We start from the raw sequence: 18,757 nt of genomic DNA on the forward strand, positions 1-18,757 counted from the left end.
CACGTCCGCCGGGCCGACGTACCGGTATCGACGCCCCGTCGCCACCACGGCACCGAGCGTACGCCCGCGCGGCCACCGCCGCGGACAACCACGCTGGTCCGGCAGCCTCGTCGGGTTAAACCGGCTGGTCCACAGCACGGGCGTGCCGCCCGCTGGTCGGCCGCTCGTCGCCGTGCCCCGGCCACCACGCCTTGTGCCCGATGAGCGCGGTCAGCGCCGGAACGAAGAACATCGACATGACGAACGCCGACAGCACGATGCCGATCGCCACCGCGAAGCCCATCTGCTGCAGGAACGAGATCGGCGCGAGCAGCAGCACCGCGAACGTCCCGGCCAGGATCAGTCCGGCCGCCGCGACGGTCGGGCCGGCGTGTTCCACGCCGATGGCGGCGGCCTTGCGTGGCTCGTTGCCTTCGCGCGCTTCCTCGCGTAGTCGGGCGATCATCAGGATGTTGTAGTCGGTCCCGATCGCCACCACGAAGAGGTAGAGGATGATCGGAAGCTGGAAGGTGACGCCGGGCTCGCCCTGCAGCCCTTGGAAGAGGTAGACCGTGGCGCCCAGCGTGGCGGCGAAGTTGAGCAGCACCGCGATCACCAGGTAGATCGGCGCGACCAGGCTGCGCAGCAGCAGCGCGAGGATGAGCGCGATCAGGCCGGCCGCGACCGGCAGGATCACCGACAGGTCGCGGTTGTTCGCCGAGTTGATGTCCGCGAAGATCGCGGTGGTCCCGCCGACCAGCGCCCGGGTGCCGGGCGGGGCCGACGCGTGCACGGCACCGCGCAGGTCCTCGCGGACGAGGTTGATCGCCTCGTTGGAGACCGGATTCTCATTGAGCAGCAGGTTGACCCGGGCCACACTCGGGTCGGTGCTGCGCTCCGGGGGCTGCGCCTGGCCCACACCCGGGGCTTTCGCCACGGCCGCCGCGAATTCGCTGACCTGTTGCTCGGTCAGCGGCGACCCGTTGCTGGTGGTCAGGTAGACCTCGGTGGGGGCGAGCGCACCGGCGGCGAACCCGCGCTGCAGGTCCTGGGCGGCCTTCGCCGACTCGGTGTCCTGCGGGAAGCCGGCGCTGAAGTCGTAGTCGGCCTTGTAGCCCAGTACGCCTGCGGCGAGCGCGACCAGGAGGACGCCGGAGGCCGCCGCGACGAGTGCCGGCCGGCGTCCGACGGCGGTGCCGAGCCGGTGCGAGATGGTGGCTTTGGGCGTACGCTGCCACGCCTTCGACGGCCAGAAGACGTACCGGCCGAGCAGCGAGACGACCGCCGGGACGAGAGTGAGCGAGGTGACCAGCATGACGCCGACCGCGATCGCGAGCGCCGGGCCGAGCGAGCCGAAGAAGCCCAGGCTGGCGAGGAGCAGCACGAGGAACGCGACGATGACCGCTCCGGCGGCCGAGGTGATGACCTCGCCGACCCGCTGGACGGTGACGATCATCGCGGTGCGCTTGTCGTCACCGGCGCGCAGCCGCTCCCGGTAGCGGAAGAGCAGGAACAGGATGTAGTCGGTGCCGATGCCGAACAGCACGATCAGCAGGATCGTCTGCAGATCCTGACTGACACTGAGATCGAAGGCCTTGCCCGCGGCGGCGACGAGACCCGTCGTGATGCTCAGGACGACGCCGACGACCACCACGGGCAGCAGCGCGGCGATGGGGCTGCGGAAGATGAGCAGGATCAGTCCGATGATCAGGATGATCGTGGCGATGCCGACCACGGCGAAGGCACTGTTGAAGGTGTCCTCGTTGTCGACGAAGCTCGCCACGTCGCCGGCCACACCCGCGGTCAGCCCACTGTTCGCCAGCTCCGGGCCGATGTCCGCGCGCAGATCGCGTACGGCGTCGAGCAGCGCCGGGTCGTCGGGGGTGGGGGCGTCGAGCCCGACGTTGATGATCTGCACCGACTTGTCCGGCGCGACCGCGGGCGGACCGGTCAGGTAGCCGGACGTGTGCGGGATGTTCTTGGCCTTGAGCGCCTGGGCGAGCTGGCCCACCTTCGCCTCGTCCGCCGGCGTGAGCTTCTGTCCGTCGGCGCGCTTGACCACGATGATCGCCGTCGCGGTGGCCTGCTGCGGAAACGCCTTCTGCCCGAGCTCGGTGGCCTGCACCGATTCGTACGAGCGGGGCAGGAAGCTTTCCTGATCGGCGGAGGTGATGTCGCTCAGGGACGGTGTGGTGGCGATGATGGCGGCTGCCGCGACCACCCACCCGGCAATCACCCACCACGCTCTGCCCACAACGAATCTGCCCAGCCGCTCGAACATGGTTATCCCCCGTTTGTTCGGCACCACCGACGTCTGGGCTCGGAGCGCCCAGGGCACCCGCCCGTCACTCTGCCGGCAGTCTTCGCTACCCGCTGTGCAGAGTACCGTCGCTCGGCACTCCTTTTCGGATGCTTGGGCTCCGAGGGCGGCGTGAGTTTCAGCTGTTCAGGTACGCGAGCACCGCGAGCACCCGCCGGTTGTCGTCATCGGACGGCGGCATCCCGAGCTTGCTGAAGATGTTGTTGATGTGCTTGCTCACCGCCTTCTCCGTGACGAACAGCCGTCCCGCGATTGCCGCGTTCGACCGTCCCTCGGCCATCAGACCCAGCACCTCCCGCTCCCGGGCGGTGAGGTCCCGCAGTGGCTGCATGCCGGAGGTACGGGCCAGCAGTTGGGTCACCACCTCCGGGTCCATCACCATCCCGCCGCCGGCCACTCGGCGTAGCGCGTCGATGAACTGGCCGACGTTGGACACCCGGTCCTTGAGCAGGTAGCCGACTCCCCCGTTGCGGTCGGCGAGGAGTTCCCGGGCGTACAGCTGCTCGACGTGTTGGGACAGCACGAGGATCGGTAGCCCGGGCAGCTGCATCCGGGCCGCGAGGGCAGCTTGCAGGCCTTCGTCGGTGAAGGTGGGTGGGAGGCGTACGTCGACGACGGCGATGTCGGGGTGGTGCCGGGTGAGCGCCGGCAGCACGGACGGTCCGTCGGCGACGGCCTCGACGACCTGGTGTCCGTTCGCGTGGAGGATGTGCGTCAGCCCGTCCCGGAGGAGGGCAAGGTCCTCCGCGATGACAACTCGCACGGCAGCTCCATGGTCACGACGGTGGGTCCGCCGGGCGGACTGGTCACGGTCATCGTGCCATCGAAGGCTGCCAGACGGCGTCGTACGCCCGCCAGGCCGGTCCCTGCGTCCGGCATGGCGCCGCCGCGCCCGTCGTCGCCGACCTCCGTGCGCAGCACACCGTCCCGGTGCACCAGAGAGACCCAGGCGCGCCGGGCGCCACTGTGCTTGGCCACGTTGGTGAGCAGCTCGGCCACCGCGAAGTACGCCGCGGACTCGACCGCCGCGGGCGGGCTGCCGGGCAGGTCCAGGTCGACGTCCACGTCCACGGGCGGCGCGACGGTGAGGGCTAGTGCCTGCACCGCCCCGTTGAGGCCGCGTTCGGCGAGTACGGGCGGGTAGATGCCGCGGACGAGGTGGCGGAGTTCGGCGAGGGCGTGGCCGCTGGTCTCCTGCGCCTCGCTGAGCAGTCGCGCCGCCCGTGCCGGGTCGTTGGCCATGAGCTGCTCGGCCAGGCCGATGCTCATCCGCAGTGCGACCAACCGGGCCTGCGCACCGTCGTGCAGGTCGCGTTCGATGCGGCGCAGCTCGGCGGCCTGCGTGTCGACGGTGTCAGCGCGGGTGGCGGCGAGGTGCCGGACCCGCAGGGCCAGTTCCTGCGCCCGGGTGGGGGCGAGGAAGAAGCCGGCGAAGCGGAAGTGCAGCCACACCAGCCAGTGCGCGACGGCCAGCCCGCCGGCGAGGATCAGCCATCCTTGCGGCGCGGCCAGCCACGCCTTCACGAGGTTGTCCATCGGCCAGAACACCCCGTAGCCGTACCAGCCGATGGTCAGGTAGAGCACCAGCGGCACGAACAGGGCGCCCTCCAGCCCGTACGCGGGGAGTACGAACGCGAGCAGGCAGACGCCGCCGGTGACCGCGCCGGGGATCAGCCAGGCAAAGTCCCGCCAGGTCGCCGGGTCGGAGACCACCCACCGGAACCGCTGCCAGGTGCCGAGCCGGGCACCGGCGGGCACCGGCGCGTACGGCGACGCGATCGGCGCGCCGGTCCACCGGCTCAGCCGGCGTTGCGCCGTCAGCGACAGCCGTACGAGCACGGTCACCGCGGGAAAGAGGGCGAACCCGATGCCGAGGGCGGGGATGAGCGCGAGGGAGACCACCGACAGCGCGAACAGCGCCACGTTGGTGCTCAGGCTGAGCAGGGCCACGGCCAGACCCTGCACGGCGGCGAGCGCGCCGGGCCGGATCTGCTGCCAGACGGTCGAGCGTACGGAGCGGTCCACGGCGTCATTCTCCGCCCGATGCGCCACCGGAATCGGTGGTGCTACCACCACCTGTCTTCGGGACCTGCCACCCCTGCCTTCCACCTGTGGCGGCCGAAGGATCGAAGGCATGACCAGGCAACAGGAAACCGCGCGGCACCGACTGGCCGCAATGCCGTCCGGCCGACGCGGCAAGTACGTGATGCTCGTCTTCTGGCTCGTCCTCGTCGCGGCGGCCGGGCCGCTGGCGATCAAGCTGACCGAGGTGCAGGACAACGACTCCCTCGGCGCGCTGCCCGCCACCGCCGAAGCCAGCCGGGCGGTGCAGCGGGCCGAGGAGGCGTTCCCGGACTCGCAGAAGCCCCTGGCCGTCGCCGTCTACGTCCGCGAGAGCGGGCTCACCGACGCGGACCGCGCGAAGGTCGACGGCGACCGCACGGCGTTCACCCGGTACGCCGACGGCGGCCAGGTGTCCCCGCCGGTGGCCAGCGAGGACGGGCAGGCGCTGCTGCTCTCCTTCCCGATCGCGGGGGACGCCGACCAGCGGGCCGACGCCGTGGCCGACGTCAAGGAGCAGCTGAGCAGGGACGCACCGGCCAGCCTGCGGACCGCGCTCACCGGTCCGGCCGGGGGCGAGGACGACGTCTTCGACGCGTTCGCCGGCATGGACAGCACGCTGCTGCTGGCGACCGCGGCCGCCGTCGCGTTGCTGCTCCTCGTCACGTACCGCAGCCCGGTCCTGTGGTTGATCCCGCTCATCACGGTCGCGGTGGCCAGCCAGCTCGCCAGCGCCGTGGTGTACCTGCTGGCCCGGCACGCCGGGCTGGCCGTGGACTTCCAGAGCCAGAGCATCCTGACCGTGCTGGTCTTCGGTGTCGGCGTGGACTACGCCCTGCTGCTCATCGCCCGCTACCGGGAGGAACTGCGCCGGCACGCCGACCGGCACGCGGCGATGGCCGTCGCGCTGCGACGGTCGATCGGCGCGATCGCCGCCTCGGCGGCGACCGTCGCGATCGGCCTGCTGTGCCTGCTCGCCGCGCAACTGCCGTCCACCCGGGGGCTCGGGCCGGTCGGCGCGGTCGGGATCGCGGCGGCGTTCCTCGCCATGACCACGCTGCTGCCGGCCGTGCTGGTCATCTTCGGGCGGTGGCTGTTCTGGCCGTTCGTGCCGCGATACACACCGGACGCGGTCGGGCTCGACGTGGCGGCCGAGCACGGGGTGTGGCGCCGGATCGCCGGTTTCGTCGGCCGGCGGCCCCGCGCGGTGTGGCTGAGCACGGCGGCGGCGCTGGTGGTTCTCAGCTTCGGCATTGGCAACCTCAGCATCGGCATGCCGCATGACGAGTCCTTTACGAAGGAGGTCGGCTCGGTCACCGGCCAACGGATGATCGAGGCGCACTACCCGAGGGGAGCGGTCGCACCCGCCGAGATCCTGGCCGCCGCCGGCCAGGCCGACCAGGTGGTGGCCGCCGTCCGTACCGTGCCGGGGGTTGCCGAGGTGGGCGAGCCGGAGTCCTCGCCGGACGGCCGTTGGGTGCGCATCGCGGCGGTCCTGGTCCACACGCCGGACAGCGACGCGGCGCTGGACACCGTCAACCGGCTCCGCGCCGCGGTGCACGCGGTGCCGAGCGCGCAGGCGCTGGTCGGCGGGGACTCCGCGTACCTGCTCGACGAGGAACGGACGGTCGGCCGGGACAACCGGGTCGTGGTGCCACTCGTGCTGGCGGTCGTCTTCATCATCCTGGTGCTGCTGCTGCGGTCGCTGGTCGCACCGCTGCTGTTGCTCGCGAGCGTGGTCCTGTCCTACGTCGCCGCGATGGGCGCGGCCGGGCTGATCCTCGACGCGATGGGCTACCCGAAGCTCTTCGTCGGGATCCCGCTGCAGACGTTCCTGTTCCTCGTCGCCCTCGGCGTGGACTACACCATCTTCCTCGCCACCCGGGCTCGGGAGGAGACGGCGCGGCTCGGGCACCGGCAGGGCGTGCTGCATGCGCTGACCGTGACCGGCGGGGTGATCACCAGCGCGGGTGTGGTGCTGGCCGCCACGTTCGGCGCGCTCAGCGTGCTGCCGCTGGTGCCGTCCGTGCAGACGGCGGTCATCATCGGCGTCGGGGTGCTGCTCGACACGTTCCTCGTCCGCAGCCTGCTCGTCCCGGCGCTGGCGCTGCACATCGGCCCCCGCACCTGGTGGCCGAGCGCCCTGGCGCGGCCAACGTTCCGGCCGGTCGCGGCGCCGCCGACCGAGAGGGCGCCGGCAGCGTCGTAGGTGCGGGTGCGGCCGGCGCCCGTCGTAGGGGGGCCGGCCGCACCCGAGGTGGAGTACGGACGTGGCCGCTGCTGCGGCCTTCGTCAGTTGCCGTGGTCAGTTGCCGCTGCGGTACCGGCCGGCCACGTAGACGAGCGCGTCGCCGACGGCCCGCTCGGCCCCGCTCGGGTGGCTGACAAGTGCGCCGGCGGCGGCCATGGCCGTGGACCCGCCGCCGTCGAGGTTGATCGCGTCGGACATGCCGAGCGCCTGGGCGACCGCGGCGGTCTCGGCCAGGGTGGTGCCGACGCTGGTGCTCTGCCGCCCGTCGATGGTGGCGAGCACGATCTTCCCGTCCCGCGTGGTGCCGGCGACGGTGCGCGGGTTGCGGGCGAAGAAGCTGTCACCGGGCGCGCCGTCCGGCACCACGATCTGACCGTCCGCCGTCAACGGGTACCGGCCGTTCACGCCGAAGAGCCCGGGCCGCAGCGCAAGCTTTCGGCCCTGCTGGTCGGTGAGCGTCGAGTCCCGGTCCACGCAGCCCTTGCCGGCGACGCCGAGCAGGGCAACGGTGTCCTTGCCGGTCGCCTGCAACGAGGTCTGGCCGGCGGCGAGGGTGGTGCCCCGGGTGGTCGCGGTGCGGACCACGCAGTTCAGTCGGTTGAGGACGACCTCCACGCCGGCGCCGGCCGGGGTGGCCGCGCCGAACTCGGGGGTGAACTGCGCGACGTCGCCGGGCACACCGCACCGGGTCTGGTCGGTGAGGGCGGCGCAGTCGGCGGGGATCACCGGCGGGTGGTTGATGAACTCCAGCGGCAGGGTGGCGTCGGTCCGCCGGTTCCGTACGCTGCCCGACCACGCCACCTTCCCGGTGAGCGCCTGGTTGCTGTTGGCGTCGACGACGAAGTTGACCTCGGCCGGATCGGTGGTCGGCTCACTGAGCAGCTTCCCGCCGTAGAGCCCCAGCCCCACCGGGTCACCCGGGTACTGCTGGCTGGCCGTGAAGGTGAAGAACGAGGCGTTGACGCCGGCCAGCGCCCCGGAGGCGCGTACCAGATCGGTGGTCTTCTCGACCTGGCTGAGGTCCGGGCCGTACGTCGCCTTCAGGTGCCCCCGCGCGCGGCGCGGGTCGATGGTGAGCACGTTGACCACCCACGGGCCGCGCGTGGTCGTGTTGATCTGGTCGGCGGGGGCCGGCTCGGTGCCCCGCACGATGCGGGTCAGCGTGACACCGGCAGCCAGGGTGCTGCTGGTACGGACCTCGGCCAGGTCGGCGTCGCCGATCGGCAGGGTGCTGGCGGCGGCCTCGGCTTGGCCCCCCGGAACGACACCGAGGGTGACCGCGGCCAGCGCGGCGGCGGCGAGCGCCCCGGCGCGGCGGAAGCCGGACAGGCCAGGAGTGGAAACAGTCATGCCCGTGAGCCTGGCGGCGCAACGGAACCAGGTACCCGACTTCGCCTGACTCCGAGTCGAATTGGAGCGTAAGAAAGGGCGTTCTGCGATACAGCTCGGTCAGGAGAAGTGCGTCTTCGGTCGGCTGAGCCGCTCGCCGTCGACGACCAGATCGACCTTCTCGTTGTAGAAGGCGATCAGGCCGGCGATCGGCAGGAGCGCCGCGGTGGGGAAGGCGTACGACCAGGCCAGGTCCGGGTGGACTGTGCCGTCGACACGGACGGACCAGTAGTCGCTGGTCCGTCCCTTGTACGGGCAGGCGGTCGTCGTCGCGGACGGCACGAGGTGGCTGACGTTCACGTCGGTGCGGTTGAGGTAGTAGCGCGTCGGAAGACCGGTCTCGAAGACCAGCACAGGCGACGTCGACTCGGCCAGGACGACCCCGTCCAGTTCCACCCGAACGCTGCGGGTGGATCGCAGCGCGTCCACCCGGGCATACGGGTTGCGGGGGTGCACGAAGACCTCCTCATCCTCCTCGAACCAACTGTCCATGTCGGCCCAGTCGAACCGGATCGTGTCCGCCAGCCCCGGCAGCGCGTCGTCGCCGTACCACGACCCGCACGCACGACGGACCGTCTCGCCGACTCGCAGCCCGTGCAGCCGCGCAGTGCCGCGCCGCGACTCCTCCGTGCGCTGCTCATCGATCAGCAGGCTGCGATTCACGTCGGCGATCGGGATGTAGTACTGGGGGTAGAACGGCCATTCCCACACGTACTGCGCCCGCGTCGTGTCCAGCACCCGCTCCCCGGCGAGGAAGGCACGGATCCGGCGGGGCACCGGCTCAATGCGGTCGACCAGGGCGATCGCCTTCGGGTAATCCGGCACCTTGTCCTCCTGCGCTGCCACACCCAGATCGGGTACCGGTTCAACGATCAGTGCGGTGCAGCGGGACGCGAGGCGCCAAATCGGCCTCGCCAGAGCGCACGGCGGATCGGTCGGCCCAGTGGGGAGGCATCCGTCACCGCCTCGGCGACCAGCCCCGAGGCTGAGGCCGACCTACGCCATCGACGGCGTCAAGGGGGTTGGCCAACGAGGTCGGCGGAACGGCGGGGCGCTCTTCCGTGGCGAGCCGCTACGAACGCGGGCGCGTCACACCCCGCCGCTAGCGTGGCGTTCAGTCCCACCCGTTGACGCGTGGATAAGCCTGCAATGATCGACCACATGTCCGTCCAGGTCCGCGACGTGCCGACCAGCGCCGCTTTCTACGACGCCGCCATCAAGGCCGGCGCGGAGGTGCTGCACGCGCCCCGGGTCTGGCCGGAGTACCACCCGAGCTACTTCGCCGCGTTCGTCCGCGACCCGGACGGCAACAACGTCGAAGCCGTCTGCCACGCCCCAGCTTGATTGGACCTGCCGCCATGGAACAACGGATCAGCCTGGTCACCCTCGGCGTCACCGACGTGGCACGCGCAAGAGCCTTCTACGAACAGCTCGGCTGGCGCGGCCAGGAGGTCGAGGAGACGGTCTTCTTCCAGGCCGGCGGCCTGGCGGTGGTGCTGTGGGGCCGGGACAAGCTGACCGACGACGCGGGCGTCGACGATCGGGGCACCGACGGCTTCGGCGGCGTGGCCTTGGCGCAGAACGTCCGCTCGCAGGCGGAGGTCGACGAGGTGATCGGCACGGCGGTGGCCGCCGGCGCCAAGGTGACCAAGCCGGCCCGCGAGACGTTCTACGGCGGCTACGCCGGCTACTTCACCGACCCGGACGGTCACGTGTGGGAGATCGCCTGGAACCCGGGCTTCCCCCTCGCCGAGGACGGCACGATCACCGTCCCCGACTTCGGCAGCACGGACTGAGCCGGGCTGAACTCGTCAGGGTTCGGTCGGTGGGCAGAGCAGCCGGTCCAGCAGCGGCAGTTGCAGGGGATCCAGGCAGAGCGTGAGCAGGGCGGCTCCTTCCGGCGACGGTGTTGGACTGGGCGAGGCCGGCGCGGTCGGTGTGGGCGACGCGGTGGGCAGGACCGGGCGGCCCACCGGGGGTGGGTCCGTGGTCGGAGCCGGACCGGGCGTCGGCGCCGTGCTGGCGGGCGGGACCGGAGCGCTCGGCAGGCCCTCGGCGGTCGGCGGGTTCACAGCGGTGGACGGTGCCGGCGCGATCGGGACCGCCGGCCGGCCGGGCGCTTCGGCGTTCGGTGGGGCGTACGGGGCGTCGGCGGTGGTTCGGGCCTGCAGCGTACGGCCGACCGACCCGGTTCTCCCCCGCTCCGGCGCCACCGGGCCGACGGGAATGGCCGGGACGAGGGCGTCGATGGCCGTCGGAGCGTCCACGGTGGTGACCGTGGTGGCCTCTGCCCGCTGCACGGTGCCTGCCTGCTCGGTCCCGAGTGCGCCGGGGCCCAGTGTCCCGAACACCACCGTCGCGACGGCGGCGACGGCGACCACCCGGCGGTCGGGGCGTAGGGCCGTCAGCGGAGCCGCTTCCGGATCGACGGGTGACGGCGGCAGAGGCCGTGTGCCCTGGTGGGCGTCCAGCAGGGCGTCGACCTGCGCGGTGACGCTGGCGCGCTCCCCGGCAAAAGCAGCGACCGCGAGGCTGAGGTAGAAGCGAAAGTTCACCGCAGCGCCGGCGGGGACACGTAGCCCGCTCAGTCGACTGTGGTCGTGCAGCAGGGTGAGGGGAACGTCGGGGTGGTGGGCGGGGGCGGCCAGGTCCGCGTACCGCCATTCGCGTCGGCGCTCGCGCCCGGCGAAGGCCAGTCGGTGGTTGGTCACGACGGCCACGCCGGTGTCGACGACCCGCAGGCCGGTCGGCAGGGCGCCGGCGGGTGTCTCGGCGAAGGTGACGGGCCCCGGCGTGGGCAGGCCGGCGACGTGCCGCGCCTCGGCCTCGACCAGCTCGGCGACGGGGAGTACGCGGAAGACCAGCTCGTCGTCGGCGAGGTCCACCGGCAGGCCGGTGCGGGGCTGCGTACACCCGAGGAAGCCGGCGGCTTCGATGCGGAGCCGGGCAAGGTGGTCGTTGCGGCGCAGCCAGGCGGCGGTGGCGTCGCGGTACGCGCGCTGCCGCCGGTCGTTCTCGCGCTCGGCCCAGGCGATCCGCCAGGGGGCACATGCCAGTGAGGTCACGGTCACACGCGGTACAACCGCTCATGTACGGGACAGGCAACGCCGACGGGATCGATGCTTCCCTTTGTTCCCGAAAGGAGAGAATTGACAGTTACCGGTCCGTCGTCCCCGCCGGCAGCAGAGCGAAGTGCACGGTCCGGCCGGTCCTGCGCCGTCCGAGGCGGTGCATCAGGGGTACGAGCACCCCGTGCAGCAGCGGGTACTTGCGGCGCAGCGTGCGGGCGGCGGCGTCGTACTCCGGGCCGGTCAGCCGGCGGGCCGTGGCCTGGACCGTCGGGCCGGTCGGCACGCCGCGGGCGGTCGAGGCCGCCACGGCGACCGTCGGGTTGTTGCCGATCCGCCGGGTCTTCCAGGCCCGTTCGAAGCTGCGCACGTACGCCCGGTCGCCGGCCACGGCGATGCTCACCGGCGTCGCGACCGGGCGGCCGTCGCGGCGGTACGTGGTCAGCAGGACCGTCTTCTGGCGCCCGAACGGGGTCAGCTCCGGCACGTTGGACGGCGAAACCGTGCCGAGCACCCAGCCCCGCTCCTGCCACCGGTACGCGAACACCACCCCGGCCACCACCACGGCGCCGGCGATCGCGAGGGTCTGCCCGGTGGTGCCGCCGAGGTTGCGGTCGGCGACGTGCACCACCGTGTGGGCCGTCCCGCCGACGGCGTAGCCGGCCAGCGCCACGGTGAGCGCGTCGGCCCAGATGGTGGCGAGCAGCAGGGTCACGCCGATGCCGAGTTGGAAGGCACCGACGTCGTGCACGAAGTGCCGGTGTGGCGGGAAGTCGGCCCAGGCGCTGAACGAGGCCGGCGCGAGCAGCGCCCACACGCCGACGACCGCGCTGGCCAGGCCGAGCAGGGCGGCGGCGGATCGCACGATTGTTCTCATGCAGTCCTGACGAGACGGCCGACCCCGGCGTGACATGCGGTGGAGCCGGGCCGACGAACGGCCCGGCCCGGTTCGCGCCAGTGCCAGGTCAGTTACCAAGTGGGCCGGGCATCGGACCTCGGGCCGGAAACCGCGACGGCGCGCGCGGCGGGTACGCCTCGCAATGCTCGGCCCACTGCTCGGCGGCGACGGCGAGGGCGTCCGCGGAGACGGTGAGGATGAGCGGATAGATCGCGGTGGGCGGCCGGCGCATCCACGGCGGCAGCGACTCGGCGGAGAACTCCACGGTCAGTTCCAGCCGGCGACGGCGGATCACCCGGGTTCGCAGGGCGAGGTTGGGTTCGGTGAAGCGGACGAGCGCCGGTGGCGGGCTCGGCCCGACGGCCGCCGTCGCCTGCCCGCGCAGCCAGCCGCCCAGGGCGCGGGCTTCCTCGACCATCAGGCTCGGGTAGTGGTGCGACCAGGTCTGGCCGTCCGCGGTGCGGGCGTCCACCTCGATGAGCAGCCAGTCGCGCCAACCGGGCACGGCCCGGTCGGGGTCGTCGGGCGGATCGATGCCGGGCTGGTAGCCGACCGGGCGGATTCGCACCCGGGCGCCGTCGTCGGACCGGATCTCCACCCCGTTGATTCTGGCCGACCGGGAACGACGGAAGGCCTCAAACAGGTATTAAACGGTCACCTTGTCACAGTTCGCCGCACGCCTCGATGCTCGGCGCAGGCGTTCGACCGACCGCCGGTCAGGCTGACCGAACCGTCCCGGCACTGCACCAGGTAGCCCCGGCCGGCCCAGAACTGCGGCACGCAGTCGAACCAGTCACACACCTCCGCGGCCGGCCGGCGGATGCGGGCGCCGCCGCAGAAGTCGTACCCGAGCGAATTGGCCGGCGCTCCGCAGCGCGGCTCGCGCGTCGGAGTGGGTGACGGGCGCGGCGACTTCGCCGGCTTCGACGATGCGCGGGGCGCTGGCGGTGAGGCCGCCGGGCGGACCAGCGCGGGCACCACGCTGGGGGTGGGCGCGGGGGTGGCCGCGACCGCGACCTCGGCGCCACCGGTCGGGTCGGACGGGTCCGACTCGATCAGCGCCGCCGGCACCAGCAGCGCGACGGCCGCGGCCACGGCGACGGTCCGCCGCCCGCCGGGCACCAGCGCGGAGAGCCGGGCCTGCGCGGGCGTCGCCACGGCCGGCCGGAACGGCTTGAGCTGGGCGTGCTCGGCGATCAGCTCGTCGAGCTGGGCGAGAACCGCGGGTCGCTGCTCGATCGCGTCGGCGAAGGCCAGGGTGAGCTTGAACCGGAAGTCCGCCGCCGCGTCGGTGGGCAGCATCAGCCCGGAGGTACGCCGCCGGTCCAGCACCTGGATCAGGGTGACCGGCGCCGCCGGGTCGTGGGCCAGGCCGGTCATCCTGCCGTACGCCCAGTCGCGCCGACCGCGACCGCCGAGCAGCACCAGCCGGCGGCTGGTGATCACCGCCATGCCGGCGTCGGTGACCCGGACTCCGTCCGGGCGGCGCGGGCGCAGCGAACCGGGCGGTGGGGCGACCGTGAGATCCGGCGCGGGCAGCACCGTGGTGTGCCGCACCTCGACCAGTTGCGCCGCCGGCAGCGCCCAGAGCACCACCTCGTCGCCGGCCAACTCCAGCGGTAGGCCGGCGACGGCCGCCGCGGAGCCCTGAAAGTCGGCGGCCAGGGCGCGCAGCCGCTGCAACTCGTCGTCGCGTCGCCGCCACGCCGCCTCGGCGCCTCGGAACGTGCTGACCCGCCGAACGTTCTGCCGGTGCGCCCACCGGTACCGCCATGTGGAACCCGTCGAATCAGTCTTTGCCACGCCGACTCCTTCGCCGCGCAGGCCACCAACCGGGGTGTCACTCGTGTTAACAGCGGTGGCGCGCCACCCAGAAACGCCAGAACGGGGCGAAGTAACCGATCGGTGGATCAAACCGAACGATAGGGCGATACTGCTGTCGAGTTTCACCTTTCCGCGTGCCCTGCGGGGGCGGTCGCTGTCTCGGTAACGTCAGCCGCAGGGGTGGCGACGCCGCGGCACCGCCGTATCGGAGGGGGTGACGATCGTGCCGCAGGGCACCCGGTTCGGGGTGGTGGTCGGCGTCGACATCGGCACCACCAGCACCAAGACCGTCGCGTACGACACCGGCGGCCGGCAGCTCGCCACCCAGTCGGTCGGCTACCCGCTCGACGGTCCGCAGCCCGGGTACGCCGAGCAGGACCCGCAGCTCATCCTCGACGCGGTGCTGGAGTCGATCCGCGCGGTGGTGGCCGAGTTGACCGAGCCGGTGGACGCGCTGTCGTTCGGCTCCGCCATGCACAGCCTGATCGGGCTCGACGCCGCCGGCAGCCCGCTGACCCCATCGGTGACCTGGGCCGACGCGCGAGCCACCCGGCAGGCCGAACGCCTGCGGGCGGTGCCGTCGGGTCTGGCCCTGCATCGGCGGACCGGGACGCCGATGCACCCGATGTCGCCGCTGCCCAAGCTGCTCTGGTTCGCCGAGCAGGAGCCGAAACTCTTCGAACGGGTCGCCCACTGGGTCGGCATCAAGGACTGGGTGCTGCTGCGGCTCTGCGACGCGCTGGTCACCGACCACTCCGTCGCCTCGGCCACCGGCCTGATGGACATCCACCGGCTGGAGTGGGACAGCGAGGCGCTGACCATCGCCGGCATCACCGAGGAGCAGCTGCCCCAACTGGTCTCCACCACCACCGTGCTGCCCGGGATCACCCCGCAGGCCGCGGCGGCGACCGGCCTGCCGCAGCGCACCCCGGTGGTGGTCGGCGCCGGCGACGGGCCGCTGGCCAACCTGGGCCTCGGCGCGGTGCAGCCCGGCATGGTGGCCTGCACGATCGGCACCAGCGGCGCCATGCGGGTGATGGTCGAACGGCCCGGGGTGGACCCGCTCGGCGGGGTGTTCTGCTACGCGCTGACCGAGGACCGCTGGGTGGTCGGTGGCGCGATCAACAACGGCGGCATCGTGCTCCGCTGGGCCGGTGAGGCGCTCGCCCCGGACCTGGGCGAGCGCTCCGAGGAGGAGCTGGTGGCGCTGGCCGCCCGGGCGCCGGTCGGCTCGGGCGGGCTCATCATGCTGCCGTACCTGCACAGCGAGCGAGCGCCGCACTGGAGCGCGCTGCCGCGCGGCGCGTACGTGGGGCTGACCCACTCGCACCGCCGCGAACACCTGATTCGGGCCGCGCTGGAGGGGGTCTGTCAGCAGCTCGCGCTGGTGCTCAACTCCGTGCGTGCGGCCGGCAACGAGGTCCGCGAGATCCGGGCCGGCGGTGGCTTCGCACGCAGCGGCCTGTGGCGGCAGATGCTCGCCGACGTGCTGGGCCTGCCGGTGAGCTTCCCGGCCGGGCCGGAGGGGTCGGGCTTCGGCGCGGCCCTGCTCGGCATGCAGGCGTTGGGGATGATCCCCAGCATCGACGTGGCCACCGACCTGGCGCGCATCGAGGAGACCGTCCGCCCCGACGCGGCCGCCGCCGCCACGTACGCGTCGCTGCTGCCGCTCTTCGCCGAGCTGTACGACGCCCTGGCGCCCACGTTCTTCTCCATGCGTCGGCTGGCACCGAGCCTGCCCACGGAGCACTTCCCCGCGTCACCGCCGACCTGACGCCCTGCGGCCGGCCCGTCCCGGGGCTGGTGTGTCTGATGACCTGATACCTCAGAGTCATATTTATACCTCTGAGGTATCGCGCTCATCAGGACACGGCCGCCCGGACGGGTGACGGCAATCTCGACGGGCCCCGCCGCCTCTCCCGCTCCATATCGTGCAAACGTGAGAAAAAGCGACAAGAAACGCTCATCTTCCCAGTCGGGCGCATTCAGCCGCGTACCCCTGAAGTGGCTGACGGCGGCGGTCGCGCTGGCCGTGGTCGCGACGACCGGGCCGGCCACCGCGGACGGACCCGGCCCGGCGCCCGCGCCGGAGCCCACACACCAGGCCGAACCGGGGTACGGGGCCGAGCAGAGCGACGAGCCCGGTGTGGAGCCGACGCCGGAGCGGGCGCCGACCAGCGAGGTGTCCTGGCTGTCGTTCCCCGGCGGGGTGTTCGCGGTGGACTCGCTCGGGCACACCGTGCGGTACCGGGCCTGCGACGGCGACACCGGCCGGGTCGCCGACCCGGACATGCGCGTCGCCGCCGGGGTGGCCAGCGGCGAGGTCACCGTCGAGGGGCGCAGCTACCGGTACCGGGTGCCGCTCGTCGGGCGGAGCCAGGGCGCGCTGGCGGTGACCCGGCGCCACCACCCGCCGACCGAGCTGACCGGCGTGGTGGTCACCAGCCCGCAGCCGCCCACCGATCCGGTCGCGGGAGCCGCACTGTTCCCGCTCAGCGGGCAGCTCGCCCGTGTGGTCGCCGACGCGAGCCTCAACCCGTCCGGCGTCACCGTCCGGGACCTGTCCGGCCGGTACGGCGATCAGCAGATCGCGGTCAACGGCGCGCTCCGCCCCAAGGCGGCCAGCGTGATCAAGCTGTGGATCCTGGTCGAGTTGCTCCGTCGGGTCGACTGTGGACAGGTCTCCCTCGACGACCGTGTGCTGGTCACCCCGGCCGACGTGGTCGGCGGCACCGGTCAGTTGCAGTTCGAGACGTTCCCGCAGGTGGTCACGCTGCACCGGCTCGCCCAGTACCTGATCAAGTACAGCGACAACATCGCCGCGAACGTGCTCATCACCTACCTGGGCGGGTTCGCCCCGGTCAACGCGCTGATCGACTCCATGAACCAGCGGTCCACCATCCTGGCCCGTCGGATGCTCGACAGCGCGGCCGCCCAGCGCGGCGAGGAGAACTACACCAGCCCCGACGACGTGGTGTCGTTGCTCGGCGCGGTCTGGGACGGCGAGATCCTCAGCCCCGCCTCCCGCGACCTGATGATCGGATTCATGCGGGAACAGACGCTCAACACCAAGATCCCGGCCGCGCTGCCGCCCGGAGTGCCGGTCGCGCACAAGACGGGCGACCTTCCGGACGCCTCGCACGACGTCGGCTACTACCTGATCCCCGGCTCGGAGACCGCCGTCGCGTTCCTCACCGCCGGGCCGATGGAGACGGGCGACGAGACGGTCCGCCGGATGGCCCGCACCGTCTACGACTTCCTGGTCACCCCCACCGAGGGGGCGTACGAGGAGTGAGCCGGCTCAGGCGCCGGGGATGTTCGCCGGCGGATCCTCGCCGACCAGGTCGGCCGCCGGCGGCTCGGCCGTCACCGGCAGCCCGAAGTCCGAGTACGTCAGGTCCAGTCGCGCGGTCTGCGACTGCTCGCTGGCCAGCTCGATCCGGTAGCGGACCAGCCGCCCCTGCTCGTCGACGGTGGCGGTGAACGGCACCGCCGCGGCCCGGTCGCCCAGCACCCCCGCGACCCCGCTGCCCAGCACCGCGCCGCTCTCGCGCAGGTCCAACGTGCCGGCGTACTCCCGGACGCCGGTCTGCCGGACCTCGGCCGGCGCGGTCAACGTGGCGGCCAGCCGGGTGTTGTCCAGGCCCTGCTTGGCAGGGGGCGCGCCCGGTGCGCCGACGTGCCACCACGTGCGGCCGTCCCAGACCGGGATCCGGCGGTCCGGCGCGGTGATCCGCACGTACACGTCCGGCCCGGTGGTCAGCCGCTCGATCTTCACCTCGCCGGTGGGCACCTTGAGCGAGGTGGTCTCCAGGCCGCGGCGTGCCTTCGGGTCCCAGAGCACCACCGTGCCGTCCCCGCCCGCCTCCCCGCCGGCGCCCAGGGTCAGCTTGTAGGTCTGCTGGTCGATCTTCGCCGCGGCGGCGACCAGCACGCTGACCGGGTCGGTCGCCGCCGGGGCGGGCGACGCGCCGGCCCCCGGGCGACCCGCTTCGGGCTCGTCGCCCCCGGCGACCAGGGCCCAGACCCCGGCGGCGATCGCCACGGCCAGGACGGCGCCCGCGGCGACCAACTTCGGCTTGTTCACGGTCATCTCCCCCGAGCGGCGCGCCCGCCGGCCGGTGGCCGATCGACGCTGACCGCGGTGCGGTCCGGCCAGACTAGCCGGACCGCACCGAGCCCTGTCCCCGTCGCCCTCCCGCTCGATCAGGCGCGGCTGATCGCGTTGGCGTGGATCGCCTCGTTCAGGTACGCCGCCAGGCCCGGGGCGATGTTCTCGTAGTGCCCGATGAACCGCTCGTCGGCCATGTACATGTCGGCCAACCCGGTCTGCACCTCGTACGAGCACTCGTAGAACCAGCGGCTGATGATCTGCCGGTGCTCCTCGGCCAGCTCCATCGCCTCCGGGCTGTCCGCCGGGGCGCCCGAGGCCAGCACCGCGACGATCCGCCGGCCCCAGTCCTCGTTCTCCGCCTTGATCCGCAGCCAGTCGTCCTTGGTGTAGCGCGACGCCCGCCGGTTCGACTCCCGGTACGCGTCACTGTCGCCCCACCGCTGCTCGGCCTCGGCCTCGTGCTCCTCCGGGTTGAAGTCGCCGAAGACCTCGAACCGCTCCTCCGGGGTGAGTTGGATGTTCAACTTGCTCGCCTCCATCGCGAACTCGATCGCCGTGACCATCTCCTGCAACCGCTTGATCCGTACCGTCAGCAGTTCGTGCTGGCGGCGCAGGTGCGCGGCCGGGTTGGCCGCCGGGTCGTCGATGATGGCGGCGATCTCCTCCAGTGGGAAACCCAGCTCCCGGTAGTACAGGACGAGCTGCAACCGTTCCAGGTCCGCGTCGTCGTAGCGGCGGTAACCGGCCGGGGTCCGCCCGCTCGGCGAGAGCAGCCCGATCTCGTCGTAGTGGTGCAGCGTCCGTACCGTCACGCCGGCCACCTTCGCCACCTGACCCACCGTGTACGCCATGG

15 protein-coding genes and 1 pseudogene are annotated in these 18,757 nt (G+C 72.4%); 5 read left to right on the top strand and 11 right to left on the bottom strand.

What is annotated here, in order from left to right:
- Positions 1–115 precede the first annotated feature (115 nt).
- From EAD89_RS16545 to EAD89_RS16555, 3 genes are all read right to left on the bottom strand, one after another.
- A complete protein-coding gene (locus EAD89_RS16545) occupies positions 116–2,215 on the bottom strand; it encodes an MMPL family transporter (protein ID WP_233578750.1) in 2,100 nt (699 codons plus the stop codon).
- Positions 2,216–2,417: 202 nt separating this feature from the next.
- Complete coding sequence (locus EAD89_RS16550; RefSeq protein WP_121676366.1) at positions 2,418–3,062, bottom strand: response regulator transcription factor; 645 nt, start codon at positions 3,060–3,062, stop codon at positions 2,418–2,420.
- Positions 3,014–4,324 carry a sensor histidine kinase gene (locus EAD89_RS16555; RefSeq protein WP_233578751.1) on the bottom strand — a complete coding sequence of 437 codons (1,311 nt, stop codon included), beginning with the start codon at positions 4,322–4,324 and terminating at the stop codon, positions 3,014–3,016. Before EAD89_RS16555 ends, EAD89_RS16550 begins: the two co-directional genes overlap by 49 nt.
- Before the next feature lie 109 nt (positions 4,325–4,433).
- Here EAD89_RS16555 and EAD89_RS16560 point away from each other — a divergent pair, with 109 nt between their 5' ends.
- Positions 4,434–6,569 carry an MMPL family transporter gene (locus EAD89_RS16560; protein WP_121676368.1) on the top strand — a complete coding sequence of 712 codons (2,136 nt, stop codon included), beginning with the start codon at positions 4,434–4,436 and terminating at the stop codon, positions 6,567–6,569.
- A gap of 96 nt (positions 6,570–6,665) precedes the next feature.
- Here EAD89_RS16560 and EAD89_RS16565 read toward each other — a convergent pair whose 3' ends face one another.
- Both EAD89_RS16565 and EAD89_RS16570 read right to left on the bottom strand, forming a co-directional pair.
- On the bottom strand, positions 6,666–7,961 hold the full coding sequence (locus EAD89_RS16565) for a phosphodiester glycosidase family protein (protein WP_121676369.1): 1,296 nt from the start codon (positions 7,959–7,961) through the stop codon (positions 6,666–6,668).
- Positions 7,962–8,060: 99 nt separating this feature from the next.
- Positions 8,061–8,846: a DUF427 domain-containing protein gene (locus tag EAD89_RS16570; RefSeq protein WP_233578753.1), complete on the bottom strand. Its 786-nt coding sequence runs from the start codon at positions 8,844–8,846 to the stop codon at positions 8,061–8,063.
- A gap of 351 nt (positions 8,847–9,197) precedes the next feature.
- Here EAD89_RS16570 and EAD89_RS16575 point away from each other — a divergent pair.
- Together EAD89_RS16575 and EAD89_RS16580 are read left to right on the top strand one after the other, a co-directional pair.
- Positions 9,198–9,344, top strand: a pseudogene (locus tag EAD89_RS16575) (VOC family protein); the annotation flags it as partial.
- 14 nt (positions 9,345–9,358) lie between these two features.
- Positions 9,359–9,796: a VOC family protein gene (locus EAD89_RS16580; protein ID WP_121676370.1), complete on the top strand. Its 438-nt coding sequence runs from the start codon at positions 9,359–9,361 to the stop codon at positions 9,794–9,796.
- A 15-nt stretch (positions 9,797–9,811) separates the two neighbouring features.
- Here EAD89_RS16580 and EAD89_RS16585 read toward each other — a convergent pair whose 3' ends face one another.
- The 4 genes from EAD89_RS16585 to EAD89_RS16600 form a co-directional block, all read right to left on the bottom strand.
- Positions 9,812–11,065, bottom strand: coding sequence for a hypothetical protein (locus EAD89_RS16585; RefSeq protein ID WP_147458815.1), 1,254 nt, complete (start codon positions 11,063–11,065; stop codon positions 9,812–9,814).
- A 91-nt stretch (positions 11,066–11,156) separates the two neighbouring features.
- On the bottom strand, positions 11,157–11,945 hold the full coding sequence (locus EAD89_RS16590) for a PPOX class F420-dependent oxidoreductase (RefSeq protein ID WP_121676372.1): 789 nt from the start codon (positions 11,943–11,945) through the stop codon (positions 11,157–11,159).
- Positions 11,946–12,033: 88 nt separating this feature from the next.
- Complete coding sequence (locus EAD89_RS16595; RefSeq protein WP_121654624.1) at positions 12,034–12,564, bottom strand: hypothetical protein; 531 nt, start codon at positions 12,562–12,564, stop codon at positions 12,034–12,036.
- A 56-nt stretch (positions 12,565–12,620) separates the two neighbouring features.
- A complete protein-coding gene (locus EAD89_RS16600) occupies positions 12,621–13,769 on the bottom strand; it encodes a hypothetical protein (protein WP_121676373.1) in 1,149 nt (382 codons plus the stop codon).
- Between the two features lie 244 nt (positions 13,770–14,013).
- Between EAD89_RS16600 and EAD89_RS16605 the strand changes: the two genes are divergently transcribed.
- Positions 14,014–15,564, top strand: a complete 1,551-nt coding sequence (locus EAD89_RS16605) for a gluconokinase (protein ID WP_199733533.1) — start codon at positions 14,014–14,016, stop codon at positions 15,562–15,564.
- Positions 15,565–15,729: 165 nt separating this feature from the next.
- Entirely contained in the window at positions 15,730–17,085 is a 1,356-nt protein-coding gene (locus EAD89_RS16610) for a serine hydrolase (protein WP_147458816.1), read from the top strand.
- 6 nt (positions 17,086–17,091) lie between these two features.
- On the opposite strand, the gene EAD89_RS16615 is transcribed toward EAD89_RS16610, so the two are convergent.
- Together EAD89_RS16615 and EAD89_RS16620 are read right to left on the bottom strand one after the other, a co-directional pair.
- Entirely contained in the window at positions 17,092–17,877 is a 786-nt protein-coding gene (locus EAD89_RS16615; RefSeq protein WP_147458817.1) for a hypothetical protein, read from the bottom strand.
- A 119-nt stretch (positions 17,878–17,996) separates the two neighbouring features.
- Complete coding sequence (locus EAD89_RS16620; RefSeq protein ID WP_121676376.1) at positions 17,997–18,755, bottom strand: MerR family transcriptional regulator; 759 nt, start codon at positions 18,753–18,755, stop codon at positions 17,997–17,999.
- Between the last annotated feature and the right edge of the window lie 2 nt (positions 18,756–18,757).

It is taken from the genome of Micromonospora sp. BL4, assembly GCF_003667505.1.
Lineage (GTDB): Bacteria > Actinomycetota > Actinomycetes > Mycobacteriales > Micromonosporaceae > Micromonospora.